Origin of the sequence: Roseovarius atlanticus (assembly GCF_019802205.1) — a bacterium.
In the GTDB taxonomy this organism is placed as follows: Bacteria; Pseudomonadota; Alphaproteobacteria; order Rhodobacterales; family Rhodobacteraceae; genus Roseovarius; species Roseovarius atlanticus_A.
In genome coordinates, this window is sequence record NZ_JAHVHQ010000002.1 from 923,598 (window position 1) to 947,192 (window position 23,595).

The 23,595-nt window shown below is 65.6% G+C and carries 18 protein-coding genes; 12 read left to right on the plus strand and 6 right to left on the minus strand.

Annotated features, from left to right (window positions below):
• The first annotated feature begins 118 nt into the window (after positions 1–118).
• The 10 genes from KUV49_RS04700 (at position 119) to KUV49_RS04745 (ending at position 15,319) form a co-directional block, all read left to right on the plus strand.
• Entirely contained in the window at positions 119–1,555 is a 1,437-nt protein-coding gene (locus KUV49_RS04700; RefSeq protein ID WP_222451839.1) for an NAD(P)-dependent oxidoreductase, read from the plus strand.
• Positions 1,556–1,620: 65 nt separating this feature from the next.
• A complete protein-coding gene (gene gltB / locus KUV49_RS04705; RefSeq protein WP_222451840.1) occupies positions 1,621–6,153 on the plus strand; it encodes a glutamate synthase large subunit in 4,533 nt (1,510 codons plus the stop codon).
• Positions 6,154–6,270: 117 nt separating this feature from the next.
• Complete coding sequence (gene mtgA / locus KUV49_RS04710) at positions 6,271–6,999, plus strand: monofunctional biosynthetic peptidoglycan transglycosylase (protein ID WP_222451841.1); 729 nt, start codon at positions 6,271–6,273, stop codon at positions 6,997–6,999.
• Between the two features lie 57 nt (positions 7,000–7,056).
• Positions 7,057–7,722, plus strand: coding sequence for a glutathione S-transferase family protein (locus KUV49_RS04715; protein WP_222452078.1), 666 nt, complete (start codon positions 7,057–7,059; stop codon positions 7,720–7,722).
• Between the two features lie 60 nt (positions 7,723–7,782).
• Entirely contained in the window at positions 7,783–8,832 is a 1,050-nt protein-coding gene (gene queG / locus KUV49_RS04720; RefSeq protein ID WP_222452079.1) for a tRNA epoxyqueuosine(34) reductase QueG, read from the plus strand.
• 44 nt (positions 8,833–8,876) lie between these two features.
• Positions 8,877–10,877 (plus strand): hydantoinase/oxoprolinase N-terminal domain-containing protein, encoded by a 2,001-nt coding sequence (locus KUV49_RS04725; RefSeq protein WP_222451842.1) that lies wholly within the window; start codon positions 8,877–8,879, stop codon positions 10,875–10,877.
• A gap of 88 nt (positions 10,878–10,965) precedes the next feature.
• Complete coding sequence (locus KUV49_RS04730; protein WP_222451843.1) at positions 10,966–12,165, plus strand: glycine C-acetyltransferase; 1,200 nt, start codon at positions 10,966–10,968, stop codon at positions 12,163–12,165.
• Entirely contained in the window at positions 12,162–13,082 is a 921-nt protein-coding gene (locus KUV49_RS04735; RefSeq protein WP_315899546.1) for a cysteine synthase family protein, read from the plus strand. The genes KUV49_RS04730 and KUV49_RS04735 overlap by 4 nt, the downstream gene beginning before the upstream one ends.
• A gap of 15 nt (positions 13,083–13,097) precedes the next feature.
• Positions 13,098–14,129: an L-threonine 3-dehydrogenase gene (gene tdh, locus KUV49_RS04740; protein ID WP_222452081.1), complete on the plus strand. Its 1,032-nt coding sequence runs from the start codon at positions 13,098–13,100 to the stop codon at positions 14,127–14,129.
• Between the two features lie 179 nt (positions 14,130–14,308).
• Positions 14,309–15,319 carry a GlxA family transcriptional regulator gene (locus KUV49_RS04745; RefSeq protein WP_222451844.1) on the plus strand — a complete coding sequence of 337 codons (1,011 nt, stop codon included), beginning with the start codon at positions 14,309–14,311 and terminating at the stop codon, positions 15,317–15,319.
• Here KUV49_RS04745 and KUV49_RS04750 read toward each other — a convergent pair.
• Positions 15,276–15,806: a glutathione peroxidase gene (locus tag KUV49_RS04750; protein ID WP_222451845.1), complete on the minus strand. Its 531-nt coding sequence runs from the start codon at positions 15,804–15,806 to the stop codon at positions 15,276–15,278. The genes KUV49_RS04745 and KUV49_RS04750 overlap by 44 nt on opposite strands.
• A gap of 132 nt (positions 15,807–15,938) precedes the next feature.
• On the opposite strand from KUV49_RS04750, the gene KUV49_RS04755 reads away from it, so the two are divergent.
• Positions 15,939–16,862 (plus strand): DMT family transporter, encoded by a 924-nt coding sequence (locus KUV49_RS04755; RefSeq protein WP_222451846.1) that lies wholly within the window; start codon positions 15,939–15,941, stop codon positions 16,860–16,862.
• On the opposite strand, the gene KUV49_RS04760 is transcribed toward KUV49_RS04755, so the two are convergent.
• The 5 genes from KUV49_RS04760 to KUV49_RS04780 all read right to left on the minus strand — a co-directional run bounded on the left by KUV49_RS04760 (position 16,859) and on the right by KUV49_RS04780 (position 22,665).
• Entirely contained in the window at positions 16,859–18,199 is a 1,341-nt protein-coding gene (locus tag KUV49_RS04760; protein WP_261391416.1) for an NAD(P)/FAD-dependent oxidoreductase, read from the minus strand. The genes KUV49_RS04755 and KUV49_RS04760 overlap by 4 nt on opposite strands.
• A complete protein-coding gene (locus KUV49_RS04765; protein WP_222451847.1) occupies positions 18,196–19,017 on the minus strand; it encodes an ABC transporter permease in 822 nt (273 codons plus the stop codon). Before KUV49_RS04765 ends, KUV49_RS04760 begins: the two co-directional genes overlap by 4 nt.
• A gap of 79 nt (positions 19,018–19,096) precedes the next feature.
• Complete coding sequence (locus KUV49_RS04770; RefSeq protein WP_222451848.1) at positions 19,097–19,990, minus strand: ABC transporter permease subunit; 894 nt, start codon at positions 19,988–19,990, stop codon at positions 19,097–19,099.
• The gene (locus KUV49_RS04775; RefSeq protein WP_222451849.1) at positions 19,987–21,516 is read right to left on the minus strand and encodes an ABC transporter ATP-binding protein; all 1,530 of its coding nucleotides are present in this window, start codon (positions 21,514–21,516) and stop codon (positions 19,987–19,989) included. Before KUV49_RS04775 ends, KUV49_RS04770 begins: the two co-directional genes overlap by 4 nt.
• Before the next feature lie 63 nt (positions 21,517–21,579).
• On the minus strand, positions 21,580–22,665 hold the full coding sequence (locus KUV49_RS04780) for a polyamine ABC transporter substrate-binding protein (RefSeq protein WP_222451850.1): 1,086 nt from the start codon (positions 22,663–22,665) through the stop codon (positions 21,580–21,582).
• Between the two features lie 148 nt (positions 22,666–22,813).
• Between KUV49_RS04780 and KUV49_RS04785 the strand changes: the two genes are divergently transcribed.
• Positions 22,814–23,509 carry a GntR family transcriptional regulator gene (locus KUV49_RS04785; protein WP_222451851.1) on the plus strand — a complete coding sequence of 232 codons (696 nt, stop codon included), beginning with the start codon at positions 22,814–22,816 and terminating at the stop codon, positions 23,507–23,509.
• The last annotated feature ends 86 nt before the right edge of the window (positions 23,510–23,595 follow it).

The window sequence follows — 23,595 nt, forward strand, 5'->3', positions numbered from 1 at the left end:
CTTGACGCGAGCTGGGCCGGAAGGTAAAAATAATGGAATATAGGTCAACTGTGCTGACTTTATTTTATCGCGACCTTGCACTAGACCATGTAGACCGAGGCGATCTTTGGAGAGAATCGTGGCAAAAACACCGATGCTGAAATTCGTGTCCGTCGAGCGGGACATGCCCACCAAGCGCACCGCTGATGCGCGGCGGGAAGATTTCAACGAGATCTATGCGGAATACGCCGACGAGAAGGCGAAAGAGCAGTCCGGCCGGTGCAGCCAGTGCGGCGTGCCCTATTGCCAGAACCATTGCCCGCTGCACAACAACATCCCCGACTGGCTGCGCCTGACCGCCGAAGGCCGGTTGCAGGAGGCCTACGAGGTCAGCCAGGCCACCAATACCTTCCCCGAGATCTGTGGTCGCATCTGCCCGCAGGACCGCCTGTGCGAAGGCAATTGCGTGATCGAGAAATCGGGCCACGGCACCGTCACCATCGGCGCGGTCGAGAAATACATCACCGACACCGCCTGGGAGGAAGGCTGGGTGCAGCCTATCGCACCTAGCCAAGAGCGCGAGGAAAGCGTCGGCATCATCGGCGCGGGCCCCGGCGGGCTGGCTGCCGCGGACGTGCTGCGCAATGCCGGCGTGCAGGTCACGGTCTATGACCGCTACGACCGCGCGGGCGGGCTGCTGACCTATGGCATCCCCGGCTTCAAGCTGGAAAAGCACGTGGTCATGCGCCGCAACGACCAGCTGGAAAAAGGCGGCGTCGAGTTCGTGCTGAACTGTGACGTGGGCACCGACATCAGCTTTGACGAGATCCGGCAAAAACATACCGCCGTCCTCATTGCGACGGGCGTCTACAAGAGCCGCGAACTGCCCGGCCCCGGCGCCGGGGCCGCCGGCATCGTGCGCGCCATCGATTACCTCACCGCCTCGAACCGCAAGAGCTTTGGCGACGACGTGCCCGAGTTCGAGAGCGGCGAGCTGAATGCCGAGGGCAAGCGCGTCGTCGTGATCGGCGGCGGCGACACCGCGATGGACTGCGTGCGCACCGCGATCCGCCAGGGCGCCACCTCGGTGAAGTGTCTCTATCGCCGCGACAGGGCCAACATGCCCGGCTCGCAGCGCGAGGTGATGAACGCCGAGGAAGAAGGCGTGGAATTCGAGTGGCTTTCCGCCCCCAAGGCTTTCCACGGCGATCCGGTGACCTCCGTCAAGGTTCAGAAGATGCGCCTTGGCTCGCCCGACGCGACGGGCCGGCAAAGCCCCGAAGAGATCGAGGGCGCGGATTACGACGAGCCCGCCGATCTGGTGATCAAGGCGCTGGGCTTCGAGGCCGAGGAACTGCCGACGCTGTGGGGTCAGGACGAGCTGACCGTGACCCGCTGGGGCACCATCCGCGCCGAGTTCACCAGCGGCAAGACGTCCCTGCCGGGCGTCTATGCCGTGGGCGACATCGTGCGCGGCGCGAGCCTGGTGGTCTGGGCGATCCGCGACGGGCGCGACGCGGCTGCGGCAATCCTCGAAGAAATGGACGCCGGCGCAACGGCGGTGGCGGCGGAATAAGCGTTTTCCGCCTGCTTAGAGACTGTTTTCCGGGCCATGCCCGCACCCACTGAAAGGGTATTGTGATGACGAAAATCGATGCAAACTGGGCCTCGCGCGAAGAGCAAAAGCGCAAGTGGATGGCCGAGAACGGCATGTATTCCGAAGAGGAAGAGCATTCCTCCTGCGGCGTGGGCCTGGTGGTGTCGGTCAACGGCAAGGCCAGCCGCAAGGTGGTCGAGGCCGGGATCGACGCGCTCAAGGCGATCTGGCACCGGGGCGCCGTCGATGCCGACGGCAAGACCGGCGACGGCGCGGGCATCCACATCCAGATCCCCGTGCCGTTCTTCTATGATCAGGTGCAACGCACCGGCCACGAGCCGCGCGAGAACCAGTTGCTGGCGGTGGGCCAGGTGTTCCTGCCGCGCACGGATTTCGGTGCGCAGGAAACCTGCCGGACCATCGTGGAAACCGAAGTGCTGCGCATGGGCCATTACATCTATGGCTGGCGCCACGTGCCGGTGGACATCTCCGTGCTGGGCGAAAAGGCCAACGCCACCCGCCCCGAGATCGAGCAGATCCTGATTTCCAACGCCAAGGGAATCGACGAAGAGGATTTCGAGCGCGAGCTTTACGTCATCCGTCGCCGGATCGAGAAAGCTGCCGCCGCCGCGGGCGTGGGCCAGCTCTATATCGCGTCGCTCAGCTGCCGCAGCATCATCTACAAGGGCATGATGCTGGCCGAGCAGGTCGCGGAATTCTATCCCGACCTCAAGGACGAACGGTTCAAGTCGAACTTCGCCATCTATCACCAGCGCTATTCCACCAACACCTTCCCGCAATGGTGGCTGGCGCAACCCTTCCGGATGCTGGCCCATAACGGCGAGATCAACACGCTGAAGGGCAACACCAACTGGATGAAGAGCCACGAGATCCGCATGGCCTCGCAATCCTTTGGCGAGATGGCCGAGGATATCAAGCCGATCATCGCGCAAGGATCGTCGGATTCCGCCGCGTTAGACTCTGTTTTCGAGGTTCTGGTGCGCGCCGGGCGCTCTGCCCCGATGGCGAAGACGATGCTGGTGCCAGAAAGCTGGTCGAAGCAGGCCGAGGAACTGCCCGTCGCGTGGCGCGACATGTATTCCTACTGCAACTCGGTGATGGAGCCGTGGGACGGCCCCGCCGCCCTGGCCATGACCGATGGCCGCTGGGTCTGTGCCGGGCTCGACCGGAACGGTTTGCGCCCGATGCGCTATGTCGTGACGGGCGACGGCCTTGTCATCGCCGGGTCCGAGGCCGGGATGGTCCCGATCGACGAGGCGACCGTGCGCGAAAAAGGCGCGCTGGGCCCGGGCCAGATGCTGGCCGTCGACACCCAGAAGGGGCTGCTTTACCACGACACCGAGATCAAGGACAAACTGGCGCGCGCCCTGCCCTTCGACGAGTGGGTGGGCAAGATCACCGACCTCGACGAGCAATTGGCCGGCGTGACCGAGACGGCGACATGTTCGGGCACCGACCTGCGCCGCCGCCAGATCGCCGCCGGTTACTCCGTGGAAGAGCTGGAACAGGTTCTCGCCCCCATGGCCGAGGACGGCAAGGAGGTCGTGGCCAGCATGGGCGACGACACGCCCAGCGCGGTCCTGTCCAAGAAATACCGCCCGCTCAGTCACTATTTCCGCCAGAACTTCAGCCAGGTGACCAACCCGCCGATCGACAGCCTGCGCGAATTCCGCGTCATGAGCCTGAAGACGCGGTTCGGCAACCTCAAGAACGTGCTGGACGAGTCGAGCGCCCAGACCGAGATCATGGTGCTGGAAAGCCCCTTTGTCGGCAACGCGCAATGGCAGGCCATGCTGGGCTGCCTGAACGCCGATGTGTGCGAGATCGACTGCACGTTCGAATCCGGCAAGGGCGCACTCAAGGCCGGGCTGGAGCGCATCCGGGCCGAGGCCGAGGACGCGGTGCGCTCTGGCTCGGGGCATATCGTGCTGACCGACCAGGGCGTTTCCGAGACGCGCATCGCCATGCCGATGATCCTGGCCACCAGCGCCGTGCACAGCCATCTGACGCGCAAGGGCCTGCGCACCTTCACCAGCCTCAACGTGCGCTCCGCCGAATGCATCGACCCGCATTACTTTGCCGTCCTGATCGGCGCGGGCGCGACCGTGGTCAACGCCTATCTCGCCGAGGACAGCCTGGCCGACCGGATCGAGCGCGGCCTGCTGGATTGTTCCCTGACCGAGGCCGTGGCGCGCTATCGCCTTGCCATCGACCAGGGCCTGCTGAAGATCATGTCGAAGATGGGCATCAGCGTCATCTCGTCCTATCGCGGCGGCCTGAATTTCGAGGCCGTGGGCCTGAGCCGTGCCATGTGCGCCGAGTATTTCCCGGGCCTGACCAGCCGTATCTCGGGCATCGGCATCAGCGGCATCCAGGCCAAGCTGGAGGAAATCCACGCCACCGCCTTCCGTGGCGGCAAGAACGTGCTGCCCATCGGCGGCTTCTACAAGTCGCGCAAATCGGGCGAGACCCACGCCTGGGGCGCGCAGACCATGCACATGATGCAGATGGCCTGCAACAAGGCCAGCTTCGAGCTGTGGAAACGCTACAGCCAGGCGATGCAGGCCAACCCGCCGATTCACCTGCGCGACCTGATGGCGATCAAGCCCATGGGCAACGCCGTGCCGCTGGAAGAGGTGGAAAGCGTCACCGCGATCCGCAAGCGGTTCGTGACGCCGGGCATGTCGCTGGGGGCGCTTTCCCCCGAGGCGCACAAGACCCTGAACGTCGCCATGAACCGCATCGGCGCACGCTCCGACAGTGGCGAGGGCGGCGAGGATCCGGCGCATTTCGTACCCGAACCCAACGGCGACAACCCCAGCGCCAAGATCAAGCAGGTCGCGTCCGGGCGCTTTGGCGTGACGGCGGAATACCTCAACCAGTGCGAAGAGCTTGAAATCAAGGTGGCCCAGGGGGCCAAGCCCGGCGAGGGCGGGCAGCTGCCCGGCATGAAGGTGACCAAGCTGATCGCGCGCCTGCGCCACTCGACCGAGGGCGTGACGCTGATTTCGCCGCCGCCGCACCACGACATCTACTCGATCGAGGACCTGGCGCAGCTGATCTATGACCTCAAGCAGATCAACCCGACCGTGAAGGTCTGCGTCAAGCTGGTGTCGCAATCCGGCGTCGGCACCATCGCCGCCGGTGTCGCCAAGGCCAAGGCCGACGTGATCCTGATCTCGGGTCACAATGGCGGCACGGGCGCGTCCCCCGCCACGTCGATCAAATATGCCGGCCTGCCCTGGGAAATGGGGCTGACCGAGGCGCACCAGGTTCTGTCGATGAACAACCTGCGCGACCGCATCACCCTGCGGACCGATGGCGGGCTGCGCACCGGGCGCGACATCGTCATGGCCGCGATGATGGGGGCCGAGGAATACGGCATCGGCACCGCCGCCCTGATTGCGATGGGCTGCATCATGGTGCGCCAGTGCCAGTCCAACACCTGCCCCGTTGGCGTGTGCACCCAGGACGAGTCGCTGCGTGAAAAGTTCACCGGCAATGCCGACAAGGTGGTGAACCTGATCACCTTCTACGCGCAGGAAGTGCGCGAGATCCTCGCCAGCATCGGCGCCCGCAGCCTCGATGACGTGATCGGCCGCGCCGACCTGCTGACCCAGGTCAGCCGTGGCTCGGCGCATCTGGATGACCTCGACCTCAACCCGATGCTGATCACCGTGGATGGGGCGCAGCACATCACCTACGACCGCAACAAGCCGCGCAACGAGGTGCCCGATACGCTGGACGCCGAGATCGTGCGCGATGCCGCGCGGTTCCTCAACGATGGCGAGAAGATGCAGCTTCACTATGCGGTGCAGAACACGCACCGCACCGTGGGCACCCGCGTCAGCAGCCATATCGTCCGCAACTTCGGGATGCGCAACGCGCTGCAACCCGATCACCTGACCGTCAAGCTGACCGGCTCGGCCGGCCAGAGCCTTGGCGCCTTCGCCGCGCCGGGGCTCAAGATCGAGGTGTCGGGCGATGCCAACGACTATGTCGGCAAGGGCCTGTCGGGCGCGACCATCGTGGTGCGCCCGCCCATGGTCAGCCCGCTGGAGGCGGCGGAGAACACGATCATCGGCAACACCGTCCTTTACGGGGCGACCGCGGGCTACCTCTTTGCCGCCGGCCGCGCCGGTGAACGCTTTGCCGTGCGCAATTCGGGCGCCAACGTGGTGATCGAGGGTTGCGGCAGCAATGGCTGCGAATACATGACCGGCGGCATGGCCGCGATCCTCGGCCCGGTCGGCGCGAACTTTGCCGCGGGCATGACGGGCGGCATGGCCTTCCTCTATGATCCCGAAGGCGCGACCGACAAGCTGATCAACCGCGAATCCGTGGTGACCTGCCCGGTGACCGAACTGCACTGGCTCACCGAGCTGAAGGAGCTGATCGAACGCCATGCCGAGGAAACCGGCAGCCTCAGGGCGCGCGAGATCCTGCAATACTGGGACGCCGAAAAGGACAAGTTCGTCCAGGTCTGCCCGAAGGAGATGCTGGGCAAGCTGGAGCATCCGATCGGCATCGAGGACAGCGCGATTCCGGCGGAATAGGGTCTGATATCGTATCCGGCCGGGGGCGGGTCCGCCTTGCCTCCGGTGCGGATACGGTGCGACGGAACAAAGTGCCGATTGACCATCGGACCCCGGTTTGCACAATTGCGGGCAGCGATGGCCAGGAAAACGAGCAGCAGAAAATCCAGACCCTCGGTGATGGACCGGATCGCCGCCCCCGTCCTGTGGGCGCGGGTCTGGGTGGTGCGCGTGTTCCTGATCGTGGTGGTGATCGTCTGCGGCACGATCCTGGCGCATCGCTGGTTCGCGCCGCCCGACACGCTCTACATGAAACAGGAGGCCTTTCGCCTGGGCGAGATCCGGCACAGGTGGGTGCCGCTCGGCGACGTGGCGCCCGTGATGGCGCGGTCGCTGGTGGCGGCAGAGGACGCCAATTTCTGCCTGCACTGGGGCTTTGACATGAACGCCATCCGCGACGCGCTGGAAGACGGCAGCGGGCGTGGCGCGTCGACCCTCAGCCAGCAGGTGGTCAAGAACGTCTATCTCTGGCACGGGCGCAGCTGGACCCGCAAGGCGCTCGAGGCCGGGCTGACCCCGGTGGTCGAGCTGTTCTGGTCCAAGCGGCGGATCATCGAGGTCTATCTGAACGTGGCGGAGTTCGACGAGGGGATCTTCGGCATCGATGCCGCCGCCCGGCACTATTTCGACGTCGCCCCCGACGCGCTGAGCGACGTGCAGGCGGCGCGGCTGGCCGCCGTCCTGCCCAATCCCAAGGACCGCTCTGCGTCCCGGCCCGGCGATGCCACGCGCCGGCGCGCCGCCGGCATCATGGACGGGGCGGCCACGATTCGCCGTGACGGGCGCGCGGCGTGTTTCGAGGATTGAAATGGACGCGCTTACAGGGCATTGAAGGACTGATTTCGCAAGATGACCGGACCCCCAATGGCCAAGCTCTATCACGTTCCCCTCTCGCCCTTCTGCCGCAAGGTGCGGCTCTGCCTCGCCGAGAAGCGGATCGAATGTGAACTGGTCGAGGAACGCTACTGGGAAGCCGCCCCCGATTTCCTGCGCCGGAACCCGGCGGGCAAGGTGCCGGTGCTACGGCTGGACGGCATGACCCTGTCGGAAAGCACGCCGATCTGCGAGTACCTCGAAGACAAACACCCCGAACCCGCCCTGCTGCCCAAGGCGCACGAGGGCCGCTACGAGGTGCGCCGGCTGGTGGCGTGGTTCGACGACAAGTTCCACCACGAGGTGACGTCGAAACTGCTCTACGAGCGTGTGAACAAGAAGGTGATGGGCAAGGGCTTTCCCGACAGCACCAACGTCAAGGCGGGCGCCAAGGCGATCAAGTTCCACCTCGATTACATGGCATGGCTGCTGGACCGCCGCCGCTGGCTGGCCGGCGACGTGATGACCCTGGCCGATTTCGCCGCCGCGGCGCACTTGTCGAGCCTCGACTATATCTCCGACGTGGACTGGAACCGCTCGGACGTGGTCAAGGACTGGTACGCCAAGATCAAGTCGCGCCCGGCCTTCCGCAACATCCTGGCCGACCAGGTGCCGGGTTTCCCGCCGCCGGCCCATTATGCCGATCTTGATTTTTAAGGGGCTTTGCCCCTCGGCCTGCGGCCTCACCCCAGGATATTTATGGCCAGAGAAAGAGCCATGGATGGGCTGAAACAGAGACTGGTGGCGCAGGCCTTGGCCGAAGGCTTCGACCTGTGCCGCGTGTGCCGTCCGGGCGATGTGCCGCAAGTGCCCGAGCGATTGGCGGCCTTTCTGGACAAGGGCTATCACGGGCAGATGAATTGGCTGGCCGACCGGGCGCATTGGCGCGGCGCGCCCGATGTGCTGTGGCCCGAGGCACGGTCGGTGATCATGCTGGGCGAAAGCTATACACCCGAAAGTGACCCGATGGCGACCCTGGACGACCCCGCGGTCGGCACCGTTTCGGTCTATGCCCGCAACCGCGACTACCACGACATCGTGAAAAAGCGGCTGAAGCGCCTGGCGCGCTGGCTGATCGCCGAAGCGGGTGGCGAGGTGAAGGTGTTCGTGGACACCGCGCCGGTCCCGGAAAAACCCCTGGGTGAGGCGGCGGGTCTCGGGTGGCAGGGCAAGCACACCAACCTCGTGAGCCGCCACATGGGCAGCTGGTTCTTCATCGGGTCGGTCTTCACCACGCTCGAAATAGAGACTGATCCCGCGGAAGAGGATCATTGCGGCTCTTGCCGCGCCTGTCTGGACATCTGTCCGACCGATGCGTTTCCGGCGCCCTACCAGCTGGATGCGCGGCGCTGCATTTCCTACCTGACGATCGAGCACAAGGGGCCGGTGGACGAAGAGTTGCGCGAAAGGATGGGCAACCGGATCTATGGCTGCGACGATTGCCTTGCCGTCTGCCCGTGGAACAAGTTCGCGGTTGACGCGACCGAGCTGCGCTATCACGCCCGCGACGATCTGGTCGCGCCGCCGCTGGCAGACCTGGCGCGACTGGACGACGCCGGCTTTCGCGCCCGGTTCTCGGGCAGCCCGATCAAGCGGATCGGGCGCGACCGCTTCGTCCGCAATGTGCTGTACGCCATCGGAAATTCCGGCCGGCCCGACCTGGCGCCGGTGGCGCAGGGCTTGTGCGACGATCCCGATGCAACCGTGGCCGATGCGGCGCGATGGGCGGTAAAGCGGCTCGATCATGCCGCAAACGGGCGCGATTAGCCCGCGGTTTGGCGGTAACCGAACCCCGGACGAAAGGGACCATCATGGCGATACTTCTGGGCGTGGATACCGGCGGCACCTATACCGACGCCGTCCTGGTGCGCGACGAGCGCGAGGTTATCGCCAGCGCCAAGGCCCTGACCACCCGGCAGGACCTGTCCATCGGCATCGGCGACGCGATCGAGGCCGTGCTGACCCAAAGCGGCGTGACACCCGATCAGATCGGGCTTGCCTCGCTGTCGACCACGCTGGCCACGAATGCGCTGGTCGAGGGGCAGGGCGGGCGCGTCGGGCTGGTCTATATCGGCTTTCGCGAGCGCGACCTTGACATGCACGGCCTCACCGAGGCGCTGGCCGGGGATCCGGCCCTGGTGCTGGGCGGCGGACACAACCATGCGGGCAGCGAGGCGGCGGCGCTGGATGAAACCGCGCTTTCGGCATGGTTAGAGACTGATCTGGGCGCCTCCGCCTTCGCCATCGCCAGCCAGTTCGCGACCCGCAACCCCAGCCATGAGCTGCGCGTGGCCGAGATGATCCGCGCCGCGACGGGCAAGCCGGTCAGCTGCTCGCATCACCTGTCGGCCAAGCTGAACGGGCCCAAGCGGGCGCTGACCGCGCTCTTGAACGCACGCCTGGTCGGCATGATCGCCCGGCTGATCGAAAAGGCCGAAGGCACGCTGACCCGCTTCGGCATCGACGCGCCGCTGATGGTGGTGCGCGGCGATGGGGCGCTCATTTCCAGCGCGCAGGCGCGGGAGCGGCCCATCGAGACCATTCTCAGCGGTCCGGCGGCCAGCATCGTCGGGGCGCGCTGGATGACCGGCGCCGATCACGCGCTGGTGTCGGACATCGGCGGCACCACCACGGATGTCGCCGTTCTGCGCGATGGCCGCCCCATGATCGACCCGGCCGGCGCGCAGGTCGGGCCGTGGCGCACCATGGTCGAGGCGGTCGCCATGCGCACCACCGGCCTTGGCGGCGACAGCGAGGTGCACGTGATCGACGAAGGGTTGGTCGGTGGCGTCACGCTCGGCCCGCGCCGGGTGATCCCGGTCAGCCTGATCGCGCTGGAAGATCCGGCCGCCCTGCATGCCGTGCTGGACGACCAGCTGCGCAACGACACGCCGGGCGAACATGACGGGCGCTTCGTGCGCCTCGTGCCGGGGGTCGAGGCCGACGGGCTGGGGCCGAAAGACACCGCCCTGCTGGAGCGGATCGGCACGGGTGTGAAACCGCTGGGCGCGGTGCTGCGCAACCGGATGGACAGCGCGGCGCTGCGGCGGCTGGTGGCGCGGGGCCTGGTGCAGGTCGCGGGCGTCACGCCCTCTGATGCCAGCCACGTGCTGGGGCGGCTCGATGCCTGGGATGCCGAGGCCGCGCGCAAGGCCGTGCAGCTGGTCGGGCGCAAGCGTACCGGCAATGGCAACCGTCTGTGTCCCGACCCCGAGGCGATGGCGCAGATGATCGTCGATCAACTGACCGACCAGACGAGTCTGGCCTTGTTAGAGACTGCTTTTGCCGAGGACGACCATGATTTCGGCCTGCCCGCCGCACAGTTGGCGCGGCATGTGTTGATGCAGAAAGGGCTGGACCGGCATCGCGGGCTGGTGCGGCTCGACACAGGGCTGAACGTGCCGGTGATCGGGCTGGGCGCCTCGGCCAGCAACTATTACCCGGCAGTGGGTGCGCGCCTTGGCTGCGACATGATCCTGCCGGAACATGCCGGGGTCGCCAATGCCATCGGCGCGGTGGTCGGGCGCGTCACGATCCGGCGACAGGGCACCATCACCAGCCCCGCCGAAGGCCGGTTTCGCGTGCACCTGGAAACCGGGCCGGAAGATTTCGTGGAATCGGAAAAGGCCATGGAGCGGCTGATAGACATGTTGAAATCCGAGGCGCGCCGGACGGCGCTCGCCGCCGGCGCCGAGGACCTTCAGACCGGCATTGTCCGCGACATCAAGACCGCGCAGGCCGAGGGACGTGACGTGTTCCTCGAGGCCGTCATCACGGTGGAGGTCAGCGGGCGGCCGCGCATCGCGTCGTGACCGGGCCACCCAACTGACGGCTGCGCTTGTGATCGGTGGCTGTTACATTGAGTATTTGAAGAACAGTGAAAGCGACAGGGAGCCCACCATGCGGGCAGCCGAGAAATTTAATGCGGATATAGCCGGGCGCCTCGACGGGCTGCGCGACGACGGGCTTTACAAGACCGAGCGGGTCATCACCTCTATGCAGGCGGGCGAGGTGACGCTGGAGGGCGGGCACGAGGTGGTGAACCTCTGTGCCAACAACTACCTTGGCCTTGCCGACGATCCGGAGGTGATTGCCGCCGCGCATGACGCGCTCGACCGCTACGGGTTCGGCATGGCCAGCGTGCGGTTCATCTGCGGCACGCAGGAAGAGCACAAGGCGCTGGAGGCGCGGATCGCGGGGTTCCTGGGGACAGAGGACAGCATCCTTTACGCCGCCGCGTTCGACGCGAATGCAGGTTTGTTCGAGACGATTCTGGGCCCCGAGGACGCGATCATTTCCGACGCCCTGAACCATGCCAGCATCATCGACGGCGTGCGCCTTTGCAAGGCGCAGCGCTATCGCTATGCAAACAGCGACATGGCTGACCTGGAACGCTGCCTGAAAGAGGCGGAGGGCGCGCGCCATCGCCTGATTGCCACAGATGGCGTGTTCAGCATGGACGGCTATATCGCCAGGCTGGACCGGATCTGCGACCTGGCCGAGCGCTATGACGCGATAGTCATGGTCGACGATTGCCACGCCACCGGGTTTCTTGGCGACACCGGGCGCGGCAGTCACGAGCATTGTGGCGTCATGGGCCGCGTCGATATCCTGACCGGCACTTTGGGCAAGGCGATGGGCGGTGCCTCGGGCGGCTATACCGCGGCCAGCGCGCCGGTGGTGGACTGGCTGCGCCAGCGCTCGCGGCCTTACCTGTTTTCCAACACCCTTGCCCCGGTGATCGCCGCCGCCTCCCTGCGCGTCTTCGACCTGCTGGAGGAGCGCGGCGACGATCTGCGCGGTCGGCTGTGGGACAACGCCGCCTATTTCCGCGAGCGGATGGGCAAGCTGGGGTTCGAGCTGTTGCCCGGGCAGCACGCGATCATCCCCGTCATGCTGCGCGACCCCAAACTGGCGCAGGAGATGGCCAGGCGGCTCAATGACCGCGGGGTCTATGTCACCGCCTTCAGCTTTCCGGTCGTGCCGCGTGAGCAGGACCGCATCCGCACCCAGATGAGCGCCGCCCTGACCCGTGACATGCTGGACCGCGCCATCGACGCGTTCGAGGCGGTGGGCCGCGAACTGGAGGTGATCGCGTGACCGTCCTGCCCTCTGTGATCGAGGCCATGGGCGACACGCCCCTGGTCGAGTTGAGCCGTATCAGAGACGCTTTGCACCTCGATGGCCGGATCCTTGCCAAGCTCGACTACCTGATGCCCGGCTTTTCCAAGAAGGACCGCGCGGCGCGGGCGATCATCGAAGGCGCGCGCGCCACGGGCGACCTCGCGCCGGGCCAGACGGTGGTGGAGCTGACCTCGGGCAACATGGGCACGGGTCTGGCCATTGTCTGCGGCGTGCTGGGCCATCCGTTCGTCGCGGTGATGAGCGAAGGCAATTCCGAGGAACGCGCCCGGATGATGCGCGCCCTGGGGGCAGAGGTGATCCTCGTCCCGCAGGCCCAAGGCAGCCGCAAGGGCGAGGTGTCGGGTGCGGACCTTGCGCTGGTCGATGCCGCCGCGCAAAAGATCACCGCGGAGCGGGACGCCTACCGCGCCGACCAGTTCGAGCGGGCGGGCAACCCCCTGTCGCACGAGATGGGCACCGCCCCCGAGATCTGGGCGCAGTCGGGCGGCGCGGTCACCGCGTTTTGCGACTTCATCGGCTCGGGCGGCACGCTGGGCGGCGTGACGGCCTATCTTGGCCAGAAGGGCGTGCGCTGTTACGGGATCGCCCCCGACAAACCCGGTCACCCGATCCAGGGCGGCGGCTATTCCATGCCGGACCTCACGCACTTAAAAAGCGCCGATCTGGCCGGAACAGTCACTGTTTCCGGACGCGACGCCGCCGAGGCCGCCCGCCTTCTGGCCCGCACCGAGGGCATCTTCGCCGGCTATTCCGCCGGGGCCAACCTGGCCGGCGCGATCCAGCTGCTGGGCGGGCTGGAACAGGGCGGCACCATCGCTATCGTGATGTGCGACAGCGGCCTGAAATACCTCAGCACCGATTTGTGGGACTAGACCATGCAGAACCAGATGAAAGCCCTCGTGAAGTCCAAACCCGAACCGGGCCTGTGGATGGAGCACGTCCCGGTCCCCGAACCGGGGCCGAGCGACGTGCTGATCAAGGTGAAGAAATCGGCCATTTGCGGCACGGACGTGCATATCTGGAAATGGGACGAATTCAGCGCCAAGACCGTGCCCGTGCCGATGGTCGTCGGCCACGAATTCGTCGGCGAGATCGTCGATATGGGCCGTGCCGCGATGAAATACCGGATCGGCCAGCGGGTCAGCGGCGAGGGGCATATCGTCTGCGGTGCCTGCCGGAACTGCCGCGCCGGGCGCGGGCACCTGTGCCGCAACACCAAGGGCGTGGGCGTCAACCGCCCCGGGTCCTTCGCCGAGTATCTGTGCATCCCGGAATCCAACGTGGTGCCGATCCCCGAGGATATCCCCGACGAGATCGCCGCCATCTTCGACCCGTTCGGCAATGCCGTGCACACCGCCCTGTCCTTCGACCTGGTGGGCGAGGACGTGCTGGTCACAGGCGCCGGCCCCATCGGCATCATGGGCGCGCTGGTTGCGCAGAAGGTCGGCGCGCGCAAGACCGTGATCACCGACATCAACCCCTATCGCCTCAACCTCGCCCGAGAGATGGGCGTGCAGCACGTGGTCGATACCAGCAAAGAGCAGCTGCGCGACGTGATGGACCGGATCGGCATGACCGAAGGCTTCGACGTGGGGTTGGAGATGTCCGGCGCCTCGGCGGCCATGCAGCAGATGATCTCGCGCATGAACAACGGCGGCAAGGTCGCCCTGCTGGGCATCGCCCCCACCGAGTTTCCGGTCGACTGGAACACGGTCATCTTCAAGATGCTGCATATCAAGGGCATCTACGGCCGCGAGATGTACGAGACCTGGTACAAGATGATCGCGCTGGTGCAGTCCGGGCTGGATGTCTCCGGCCTGATCACGCACCGGATCGGCATCGACGACTTCGAGGAAGGCTTCGCGGCGATGATCTCGGGCAATTCCGGCAAGGTGGTGATGGACTGGGGCGTGGCCTGAGGGCCCGGCGCGCGTGATCCGGCCCGTCGCGGGGATGTGGCGGATCGGGTCAAATCGTGTCGCCTGCGGACCTGTTTCTGCCGAAAACCCGCGCGACAGGCAGGGCCGGTCCGGGTGATTGGTACCGCCCACGCGCCCCGTCCACGGGCCTTGCGTGACCCACAGCCAAAGATCTCTTGATGCGCGACACCGACCAGCCGCCGAAACGCTATGTCTTCCTGCTGATCCCCGGCTTTTCGATGCTGGGCTTCACCTGTGCGCTGGAATCGCTCAGCCTCGCCAACCGCCATTCCAGCAACCGCGCCTATTACGAATGGCGGTTGCTCAGCGCCGATGGCGCCCCGGCCCGGGCCTGGAACGGCGTGACCGTCACCGTGGACGGCGCGCTGGAAGAGTTGCGCCGCGAGGACACGCTGGTGGTCTGTGCCGGCCACGCCGCCGCCGCGGGCAGCACCAGGGACGTGCTGGCCTGGCTGCGGCGCGAGACGCGCAAGGGCATCACCTTCGGCTCTCTGTCCAGCGGCGCCTACACCCTGGCGCTGGCGGGCCTGATCGCGGGGCGCCGGGTCAGCACCCACTGGGAATATGTCGATGCCCTGACAGAGGCCTTGCCGCAGGTCACCGTGCAGGACACGATCTATTCGGTCGACGGCCGCGTGTTCTCTTGTGCCGGCGGGGCCTCGTCGATGGATCTCATGCTGCACCTCATCGGCGAGGATTACGGGCCGAAACTGGTGGAATACGTGGCCGAACAGATGGTCTATACCGCCCCCCGCGACCACAGCCAGTCCCAGCGCCTGTCCCTGCCCGCCCGCGTCGGGCGCGGCAACCGCCGCCTGACCCAGGCGATCGAGATCATGCGCGGCAATATCGAGGATCCGCTGAAACTCAGCGAGCTGGCCGCGCTGATCGGCGTGTCCGTGCGCCAGCTGGAACGGCTCTTCATGGCCTTCCTGAACACTTCGCCCAGCCGCTATTATCTCGAAATCCGGCTGGAAAAGGCTCGAAACCTGCTGCGCCAGACCGAGATGAGCATCACCGAGATCAGCGTGCTCTGCGGCTTTACCAGCCCCACGCATTTCTCTCGCGCCTACCGCAAGCTCTACAGCATCGCCCCCAGCAAGGAGGCGGACGCAACCACCCCCGTCAGCCGCCCGTCCGGGCCAGCAGCTTCTCGATCTCGCCGGTGATCGTGGACGACATCGGCTTGACGGGCGAGCCATAAGTGCCCACCACCTCGCCCGCGGGGCTCAGCAGGATCTTGTTGAAGTTCCACGCTGGCGTGAACCCGGCCTCCTGCGCCACCGAGCGATAGAACGGGTGCGCATCGGGGCCGCGCACGTTCGTGATGCCGGTCATCGGCAGGGTCAGGTCGTAGTTCACTTCGCAGAAATCCTTGACCTCGTCCTCGCTCGCCAACTCTTGGTTGAAATCGTCCGACGGCACCGCCAGAACGACCAGCCCTCGGTCGCGATAGGTGTCGTAAAGCGCCTGCAAATCCGAGTATTGCCCGGTGAACCCGCACATCGACGCGGTGTTCACCACCAGGACCGGCTGCCCCTGCCAGTCCGACAATCGGTGCGTGCCGCCGTCGATATTGGTGAAGGTGGATTGCAGGTCCAGCGCAAGCGCGGGAAGGGCGAAAACCGTGGCCAGAAGGCCAAGAAGAAAGCGCATGATCATACTCCGTAACTATAGGGCAGTACGCGCCGCGGCCCAGCCCGGATCACTTCTGTCATAGCGGCCTTGCGCGGACGGCGATTGATTTTGCCGCCGCTTTCCGCCACGTCAGGGGGACGGAGACGCTCCATGAAACCTCTCACGGGCATTCTGCTCAAGCTTGTCGCGGTGACGCTGTTCATCGTCATGTCGGCCCTGATCAAGGCCGCAGCAGACACTGTTCCGCCCGGACAGGCGGTTTTCTTCCGCTCTTTCTTTGCCATTCCGGTGATCCTGGCCTGGCTGGCGATCCGGGGCGAAATGTCGACCGGCCTGCGGGTGAAATCCCGGCTGGGCCATTTCTGGCGCGGGTTCGTAGGCACCACGGCCATGGGCCTGATGTTCGCCGGCCTGGGCCTGTTGCCCCTGCCCGAGGTCACGGCGCTGGGTTATGCCGCGCCGCTTCTGGTGGTGGTCTTCGCGGCGATGTTCCTCGATGAAAAGGTCGGCATCTTCCGCCTCGGCGCCGTGGCGCTGGGCCTTGTAGGGGTGCTGGTGGTTCTGGCCCCGCGCCTGACCACGCTGGGCGGGCCGACGGTGGAAACCGCGCAGGCCGTTGGCGCGGTGCTGGTCCTGTTGGGCGCGGTCTGCGCGGCGCTGGCGCAGATCTACATCCGCAAGCTGGTGCAGAGCGAACAGACCAGTGCGATCGTGTTCTACTTCTCGCTCACCTCGACGCTGCTGTCGCTGCTGACCCTGCCCTTCGGATGGGTGATTCCGGGCGGAACAGAGACTGTTTACCTGGTTCTCGCCGGTCTGATCGGCGGGCTTGCGCAGATCTTCCTGACCTCCGCCTACCGCTTTGCCGATGCCAGCGTCATCGCGCCCTTCGACTATGCCTCGATGCTGTTCGCCATCGCCATCGGGTATTTCATCTTCGACGAGGTGCCGACCGGGCAGATGCTGATCGGGGCCGCGCTGATCGTGCTGGCCGGGATCATCATCATCGTCCGCGAACGTCAGCTTGGCCTGCAGCGCGGCCGCGCCAAGGAGGTGAAGACGCCCCAGGGCTAGCGGTCAAGCCACGCGTAATGCAGGTATGCGGGTCGCATCAGCATGCGCCGGAACCGGCCCAGCGGAAACTTTCGCGGCCTGTGGTTCAGTGGCGCCGGGTAGGGCATGTCGGGCGTTTCACCCTGCACCAGGTCGGCCAACAGCCGCCCCGCATAGCTGCCCATGGACACGCCGTTGCCGTGATAGCCGAACGCCGCGAACCCGCCCGGCATTTCCGGGATCGGTCCGGCGTAGGGCACCAGATCGCGCGTCACGCAGACGAAGCCCGACCAGAAATGCGGCGTCTCCACATGCGCCCAGGCGGGAAACATCCTGGCGAAATCGGCGCGGATCATCGCCCGTATCTGCGCCTCGGTGCCGGGCGAGTGCCGCAGCCCCCCGCGCATCCCCATCAGCATCCGGTTGTCCGGCATCAGGCGGAAATAGTGCAGCAGATGCCGGGTGTCGTAACACATCTGCCGGCTGGTCCAGCCCTGCGCCGCCAGTTCCTCATCGCTCATCGGCCGGGTGACGATCACGCTCGACTGCGTCGGCAGATAGCGCGCGCCCATCCAGTCCGGCAGATTGTCCGCACTGTAGCCGTTCGTCGCGACTATGAACTTTTCGGCCGTAACAGAGCCTGTTTCCGTGTGCAGCCGATAGCGCCCGTCGGCCAGGTTCTCGATCCGCGTGACGGCGCTGTGACCATGCACCACGGCCCCCGCCGCCTCGGCCGCCCGGCAAAGCCCCAGCGCGTATTTCCGCGGATTGAGGGCGAACCCGATGGGCATGGTGGAGGCGCCGTGAAACGGCCCCCTGAACCCCGCCTGCGACAGCTCCTCGCGCGGGGTCAGCGTGGGCGTCACGCCATAAAGGTCCCGTGTCGCCGCGACATCCTCGCGCATCGCCTCGAAATCCCCGGGGCGATGGGCCAGCTGCGTCTCGCCCTCCGAATGGCGGTCCACGTCCAGTCCCAGCCGTTCGATCAACCCGCCCACGTGATCCACCGCCGCCATCTCGGCCCGGGCAAAGCCGCGCGCCTCAGTCTCGCCGAACTTCGCCTTTATCTCGGCATGGCTCGCCTTGGCCCCGCCCAGGCAGCAGAACCCGCCATTGCGCCCCGAGGCACCCCAGAACGGGTGCTGCGCCTCCAGCACGGTGACGCCCACGCCCGCCTCGGCCAGGCCCAGCGCGGCGTTCAGCCCGGTAAACCCCGCGCCGATGATGGCGACATCGGTGGTCGTGTCCCCCTCCAGCGCGGGCCAGTCGCCCGGCGGCACGGTATCCGCCCACCAGCAATCGGCCACCGGCAAGGTGCCATACGCGCCCTCTTCCCAGATCCGCTTGAGCATGGTCATGCCTCGGCCCTGACCGCGGCCTTCTCGTCGGCCTCCTGCCGCAGCAACTGGCGCTTGGAAATCAGCGAGGCGGAAATCACGCCGACCGCGACAATCGCGATCAGGATCGTCGACAGCGCGTTGATCTCGGGGCTGACCCCCAGCCGGATCGACGACCATATCTTGATCGGCAGGGTCGTGGCCGACGGGCCCGCGGTGAAGCTGGCGATCACCAGGTCATCCAGCGACAGCGTAAAGGCCAGCAGCCAGCCCGATATCACCGCCGGCGCGATGATCGGCAGGGTCACCAGCCGAAACGCCGAGAACGCGGAACAGCCCAGGTCCAGCGCGGCCTCTTCCAGCGACTTGTCGAAGCTGACCAGCCGCGAGGACACCACCACCGACACGAAGCACATCGAAAAGGTCGTGTGCGCCAGGATGATCGTCAGCACCCCGCGGTCCAGCCCGACCCCGATGAAGAGCAAGAGCAGTGACAGGCCGGTGATCACCTCGGGCATCACCAGCGGCGCATAGATCATGCCCGAAAACAGCGTCCGTCCCCAGAACCGCCCCGCGCGCACCAGCACATAGGCCGCCATCGTGCCCAGAACCGTCGCGATGGTCGAGCTGACCACGGCGACCTGCAACGTCACCCAGGCGGCATCGAGAAACGCTTCGTTCCGCAACAGCTCGCCGTACCACCGGGTCGAGAACCCGGCCCAGACGGTGACGAGCTTCGACGCGTTGAAGCTGTAGATCACGAGGATGATCATCGGCAGGTACAGGAACGCGAAGCCCAGCGTCAGGGAGGTGGTGTTGAACCATGTTAACCGCCTCATCGCGCCCCCTTCCGTGCCCGGTCGCCAAAAGCTTTGTCACAGCTTTTGGCAAAACTCTTCCGAAGAGTTTTGCGCGCGCTCATCCTTCCGCCTCCCGCTGTTTCTGCTCGTTGCGCTGGAACAGCACGATCGGGATGATCAGGATCAAGAGCAGGATCACCGCCACCGCGCTCGCCACCGGCCAGTCGCGGTTGTTGAAGAACTCCTCGAACAGCACCTTGCCGATCATCAGCGTCCGCGATCCGCCCAGCAGCGACGGAATCACGAACTCGCCCACCACCGGGATGAACACCAGGAAACAGCCCGCGATGATGCCGTTCTTCGACAACGGAAACGTCACCAGCCAGAAGGCCGTCAGCCGCGAACAGCCCAGATCCTCGGCCGCTTCGAGCAGGCTGTCATCCATCCGCTCCAACGCCGAATAGACCGGCAGGATCATGAACGGCAGGTAGGTGTAGATGATCCCGATATAGACGGCGACATTGGTATTGAGGATCGTCAGCGGCTCGGAAATCAGACCCAGACCCAGCAGAAGCTGGTTCAGGTAGCCTTCGGTCGACAGGATCCCCATCCACGAATAGACCCGGATCAGGAAGCTGGTCCAGAACGGCAGGATCACCAGCATCAACAGCGTCGGTCGCCAGTGGTTCGGCGCGCGGGCCATGGCGTAGGCGATGGGATAGCCCACCAGAAGCGTCAGGATGGTCGAGAAAAAGGCGATCTGCAGCGAGGAAAGATAGGATTTCCAGTACAGGTCGTCCTCGGCCAGGAACACGAAATTCTCGAAGTCGAGCGCGGCGAAGAACCCCTTGATCCCCTCCCACCCTTCGGAAAGGTCCAGCTGCGGCGTATAGGGCGGGATCGACAGCTCGATGTCCGACAGGCTGATCTTCAGCACGATGGCGAAGGGCACCAGGAACAGCGCCAGCAGCCACAGGTAGGGCACGAGAATGAGGATCAGACGCCGGGTCATGACGTCAGCACCACGCCCGCCGTGCCGGTCCAGCTGACCCAGACCTCGTCTTCCCAGGTGATGTCGCGCCGCGAGATGCGGCGCGTGTTGGCCAGCTGCGCCTTGATCATCGTGCCGTTTTCCAGCTCGACGTGATAGGTCGACAGGTTGCCCAGGTAGGCGATGTCGATCACCTTGCCTTTCAGCGCGTTGACGGCATCGGGTTTGGTCTTGGAGATCCCGATCTTCTCGGGGCGCAGGGCCAGTTGAACGTGCTGGCCATCCTCCACCCTCGGCCCGTCGAGCGCGATCAGCGGCGGCTGTCCCTCGGCCCAGTCGATGGTGATGCCGCCGTGGGGAATATCGGTGGTTTCAGCCGAAACAGTCTCTGGTCGCGCCGCCCACGTCCCTGTCTTTGCCACCGTCGCGGCGGCGGGGCTCGGGGGCGGCAATTGCCGCACGATGTCGGTGCGCGGGCCGAAGACCCTGGCCCAGACCTTGTCATGCAGCCACAGGCCCATCCGGTTGGGTTGCGGTCCCTGCGGCGCCTGCGTGGCAGGCTTTGCGCTATCCTCCGCAGGCTCCGGCGCGGGCTCGTCCGCGACCGGCGCCTCGGGCTCTGCCGGGACCCCGATTTCGGCAACCGCCTCGGGCGTCTCGACAGTCTCTGTTTCAGGCGTTTCCGCCTCTTGCGGCGCCGCCTCGGCTGCGACCTCCGGCGTCTCGGCAGCCACCGGACTGGCGTCCGGACTGGCGTCCGGCGCACGGTTCATCGCCGTGCCTGAGAATAGCGTCACGTCGCCGATGAAATCCGCCACGTAGGCCGTGTTGGGCGCCTCGTAAATCTCGTCGGGCGTGGCGATCTGCACGATCCGCCCGTCATCCATCACCGCCACGCGGCTGGCCACGGTCATCGCCTCTTCCTGGTCGTGGGTGACGATGACGAAGGTCGTGCCGGTCTTTTCCTGGATATCCATCAGCTCGAACTGTGTGTCCTGCCGCAGCTTGGCGTCGAGCGCCCCCAGCGGCTCGTCCAGCAGCAGGAGTTTCGGCCCCTTGGCCAGGCTGCGCGCCAGCGCCACGCGCTGCCTCTGGCCGCCGGAAATCTGGTGCGGCTTGCGCTTGGCGAACTTTTCCAGCCGGGTCAGCTTCAGCATCTCGTCCACCCGCGCCGCGATCTTGTCGGCGGGCAGCTTGTCGCGCTTCAGGCCGAAGGCGATGTTCTCCCAGACCGACAGGTGCGGAAACAGCGCGTAGGACTGGAACATCATGTTCACCTCGCGCTTGTTCGGCGGGATCGGCGCGATATCGCGCCCGCCCAGCAGGATCGTGCCCTCGGTCGGCGCCTCGAACCCCGCCAGCATCCGCATCATCGTCGTCTTGCCACAGCCCGACGGGCCCAGCAGCGCAAAGAACTCCTTTGCGTAGATATCGAACGACTGGTTGTCGATGGCGGTGAACGTCCCGAACCGCTTGGTTACATTCCTGAACTGGATGAGCGGTTTTTCATTCGGATCGTCCCACGGCGCGAACTTGCATTCCGGCATTGCTGTCCCCTTGAAGGAATGAACCCGCGCGGGTGCGCCGCGCGGGTCCTGTCATGTCCTGCGTCAGGTGCCGGACTTGATCTTGGTCCACATCCGGGTCACGACCCGCTGCACCTTCGCCGGATAGGGCGTGGTGGTGTAGAGGTTCTCGAGCGTCTCCTCGTTCGGATAAACCGCCGGATCGTCGATCACGTCCTCGATCAGGAATTCCTGCGAGGCCTTGTTGCCGTTGGCGTAATAGACATAGTTCGAGGCCGCCGCGATGTTCTCGGCATCCATGATGAAGTTCAGGAACGTGTGCGCCCCCTCGGGGTTCGGCGCATCGGCCGGAATCGCCATCATGTCGAACCACATCAGCGCGCCCTCGCTGGGCGCGTTATAGGCGATCTCGACACCGTTGTCGGCCTCCGCCGCACGGTCGCGCGCCTGCAGGATGTCACCCGACCAGCCGAAGGCCACGCAGATGTCGCCATTGGCCAGCGCGTTGATGTATTCCGAGCTGTGGAACTTCTGCACGTAAGGCCGCACGCCCATCAGCACCTCTTCGGTTTTGGCGATCACGTCGGGGTCGTGGCTGTCGGGGTCCTCGCCGATATATTGCAGCGCGGCGGGGATCAGCTCGACCGGCGCGTCCAGGAAATGCACGCCGCAGCTTTGCAACTTTTCCATGTTCGCCGGGTCGAAGATCAGCGACAGCGAGTCCACGGGCGCATCCTCGCCCAGCACCTCGGCCACCTTCGCGGTGTTCACGCCGATGCCGGTGGTGCCCCACATGTAGTTGATGGCATATTCGTTGCCGGGGTCGTATTTCGCCGTCCGCTCCTCGATGACATCCCACATGTTGTCCAGGTTGGGCAGCTGCGACTTGTCCAGCTTCTGGAACGCGCCCGCCGCGATCTGACGTTGCAGGAAGGTGCCCGACGGCACCACCACGTCATAGCCCGAGCCGCCGGCCAGCATCTTGGTCTCCAGCACCTCGTTCGAGTCAAACACGTCATAGACCAGCTCCAGCCCGGTCTCTTCCTCGAACTTCGCCAGCAGGTCCTCGTCGATATAGTCGGACCAGTTGTAGACGCGCACTTCCTGCGCCATGGCGCTTGTCGCGCCCAGCGCCAGAACGGCGGTCATGGTCAGAAACTTCTGTGTCATTCGGTATCTCCCCTTGGTTCGATGCCTGTCGCATCTTGGCCCCGGATTTGATCAAACAAAACCGGACATGGCAATATGGTAATGCTTTCATGCAGCCGCTAAACTCGCAAGGTGATTGCGAGGATCACCGCGACGGAAAGCATACCCTATGAGCAGACCCGCCCAGAAAATCGGCACGGACAGCGCGGAAGCGGCCCGCGTTCCCGCGCACGAGCTGATCTATCGCGAGCTGCGCGCGCTGGTGCTGTTCGGGGACCTGGCGCCGGGGCAGGCGGTCACCATCCAGGGGCTCACCGACCGTCTGGGCGCGGGCATGACCCCGGTGCGCGAGGCGATCCGCCGCCTGACCGCCGAGGGCGCGCTGGAGTTCCGCGGCAACCGCCGCGTCGTGGTGCCCACCCTGACCGCCGACAACATTTCCGAGCTTATCCTTGCCCGCCAATGGCTTGATCCGCACCTTACTTTACGGGCGACCGAGCGCGCGGGGCTGGAAGACCTCGACCACCTGACCGCGCTCGACCGCGATCTGGACGCCGCCATCGACGGGGGCGATCTGCGCGCCTACCTGGAACTGAATTACGCCTTTCACGCGCATATCTACAGCATCGCCGACGCTCCCATCCTGGCCGATCTGGCCGAGGGGTTGTGGCTGCGCTTTGGCCCGTCCCTGCGGGTGGTCTGCGGGCGGATGGGCACCCAGAACCTGCCGGACAAGCACAAGGACATGCTGGACGCCATGCACGCCCGCGATGCCGAAGGCGCGGCCCGCGCCATCCGCGAGGATGTGATTCAGGGAATGGAGCAGGTCCGCGTTTCACTGGAGCAATCCGCCGGTTTGGCGTGATTCGATTGACTCCGAATAATTTGATCATATTCTGGGGCAAACGGACCGGGCCGCCCCGTCCGATCCTCCGATCACGAAAGGGACCG

Bases quoted from the DNA above. Each gene is read 5' to 3' on its own strand.
- KUV49_RS04765 (WP_222451847.1), bottom strand. From the start codon at position 19,017: ATGAGGCGGTTAACATGGTTCAACACCACCTCCCTGACGCTGGGCTTC.
- KUV49_RS04725 (WP_222451842.1), top strand. From the start codon at position 8,877: ATGGCGATACTTCTGGGCGTGGATACCGGCGGCACCTATACCGACGCC.
- KUV49_RS04785 (WP_222451851.1), top strand. From the start codon at position 22,814: ATGAGCAGACCCGCCCAGAAAATCGGCACGGACAGCGCGGAAGCGGCC.
- mtgA (WP_222451841.1), top strand. From the start codon at position 6,271: ATGGCCAGGAAAACGAGCAGCAGAAAATCCAGACCCTCGGTGATGGAC.
- KUV49_RS04750 (WP_222451845.1), bottom strand. From the start codon at position 15,806: ATGCGCTTTCTTCTTGGCCTTCTGGCCACGGTTTTCGCCCTTCCCGCG.
- KUV49_RS04715 (WP_222452078.1), top strand. From the start codon at position 7,057: ATGGCCAAGCTCTATCACGTTCCCCTCTCGCCCTTCTGCCGCAAGGTG.
- tdh (WP_222452081.1), top strand. From the start codon at position 13,098: ATGAAAGCCCTCGTGAAGTCCAAACCCGAACCGGGCCTGTGGATGGAG.
- KUV49_RS04760 (WP_261391416.1), bottom strand. From the start codon at position 18,199: ATGACCATGCTCAAGCGGATCTGGGAAGAGGGCGCGTATGGCACCTTG.
- KUV49_RS04745 (WP_222451844.1), top strand. From the start codon at position 14,309: ATGCGCGACACCGACCAGCCGCCGAAACGCTATGTCTTCCTGCTGATC.
- KUV49_RS04780 (WP_222451850.1), bottom strand. From the start codon at position 22,665: ATGACACAGAAGTTTCTGACCATGACCGCCGTTCTGGCGCTGGGCGCG.
- queG (WP_222452079.1), top strand. From the start codon at position 7,783: ATGGATGGGCTGAAACAGAGACTGGTGGCGCAGGCCTTGGCCGAAGGC.
- KUV49_RS04775 (WP_222451849.1), bottom strand. From the start codon at position 21,516: ATGCCGGAATGCAAGTTCGCGCCGTGGGACGATCCGAATGAAAAACCG.
- KUV49_RS04730 (WP_222451843.1), top strand. From the start codon at position 10,966: ATGCGGGCAGCCGAGAAATTTAATGCGGATATAGCCGGGCGCCTCGAC.
- gltB (WP_222451840.1), top strand. From the start codon at position 1,621: ATGACGAAAATCGATGCAAACTGGGCCTCGCGCGAAGAGCAAAAGCGC.
- KUV49_RS04770 (WP_222451848.1), bottom strand. From the start codon at position 19,990: ATGACCCGGCGTCTGATCCTCATTCTCGTGCCCTACCTGTGGCTGCTG.
- KUV49_RS04755 (WP_222451846.1), top strand. From the start codon at position 15,939: ATGAAACCTCTCACGGGCATTCTGCTCAAGCTTGTCGCGGTGACGCTG.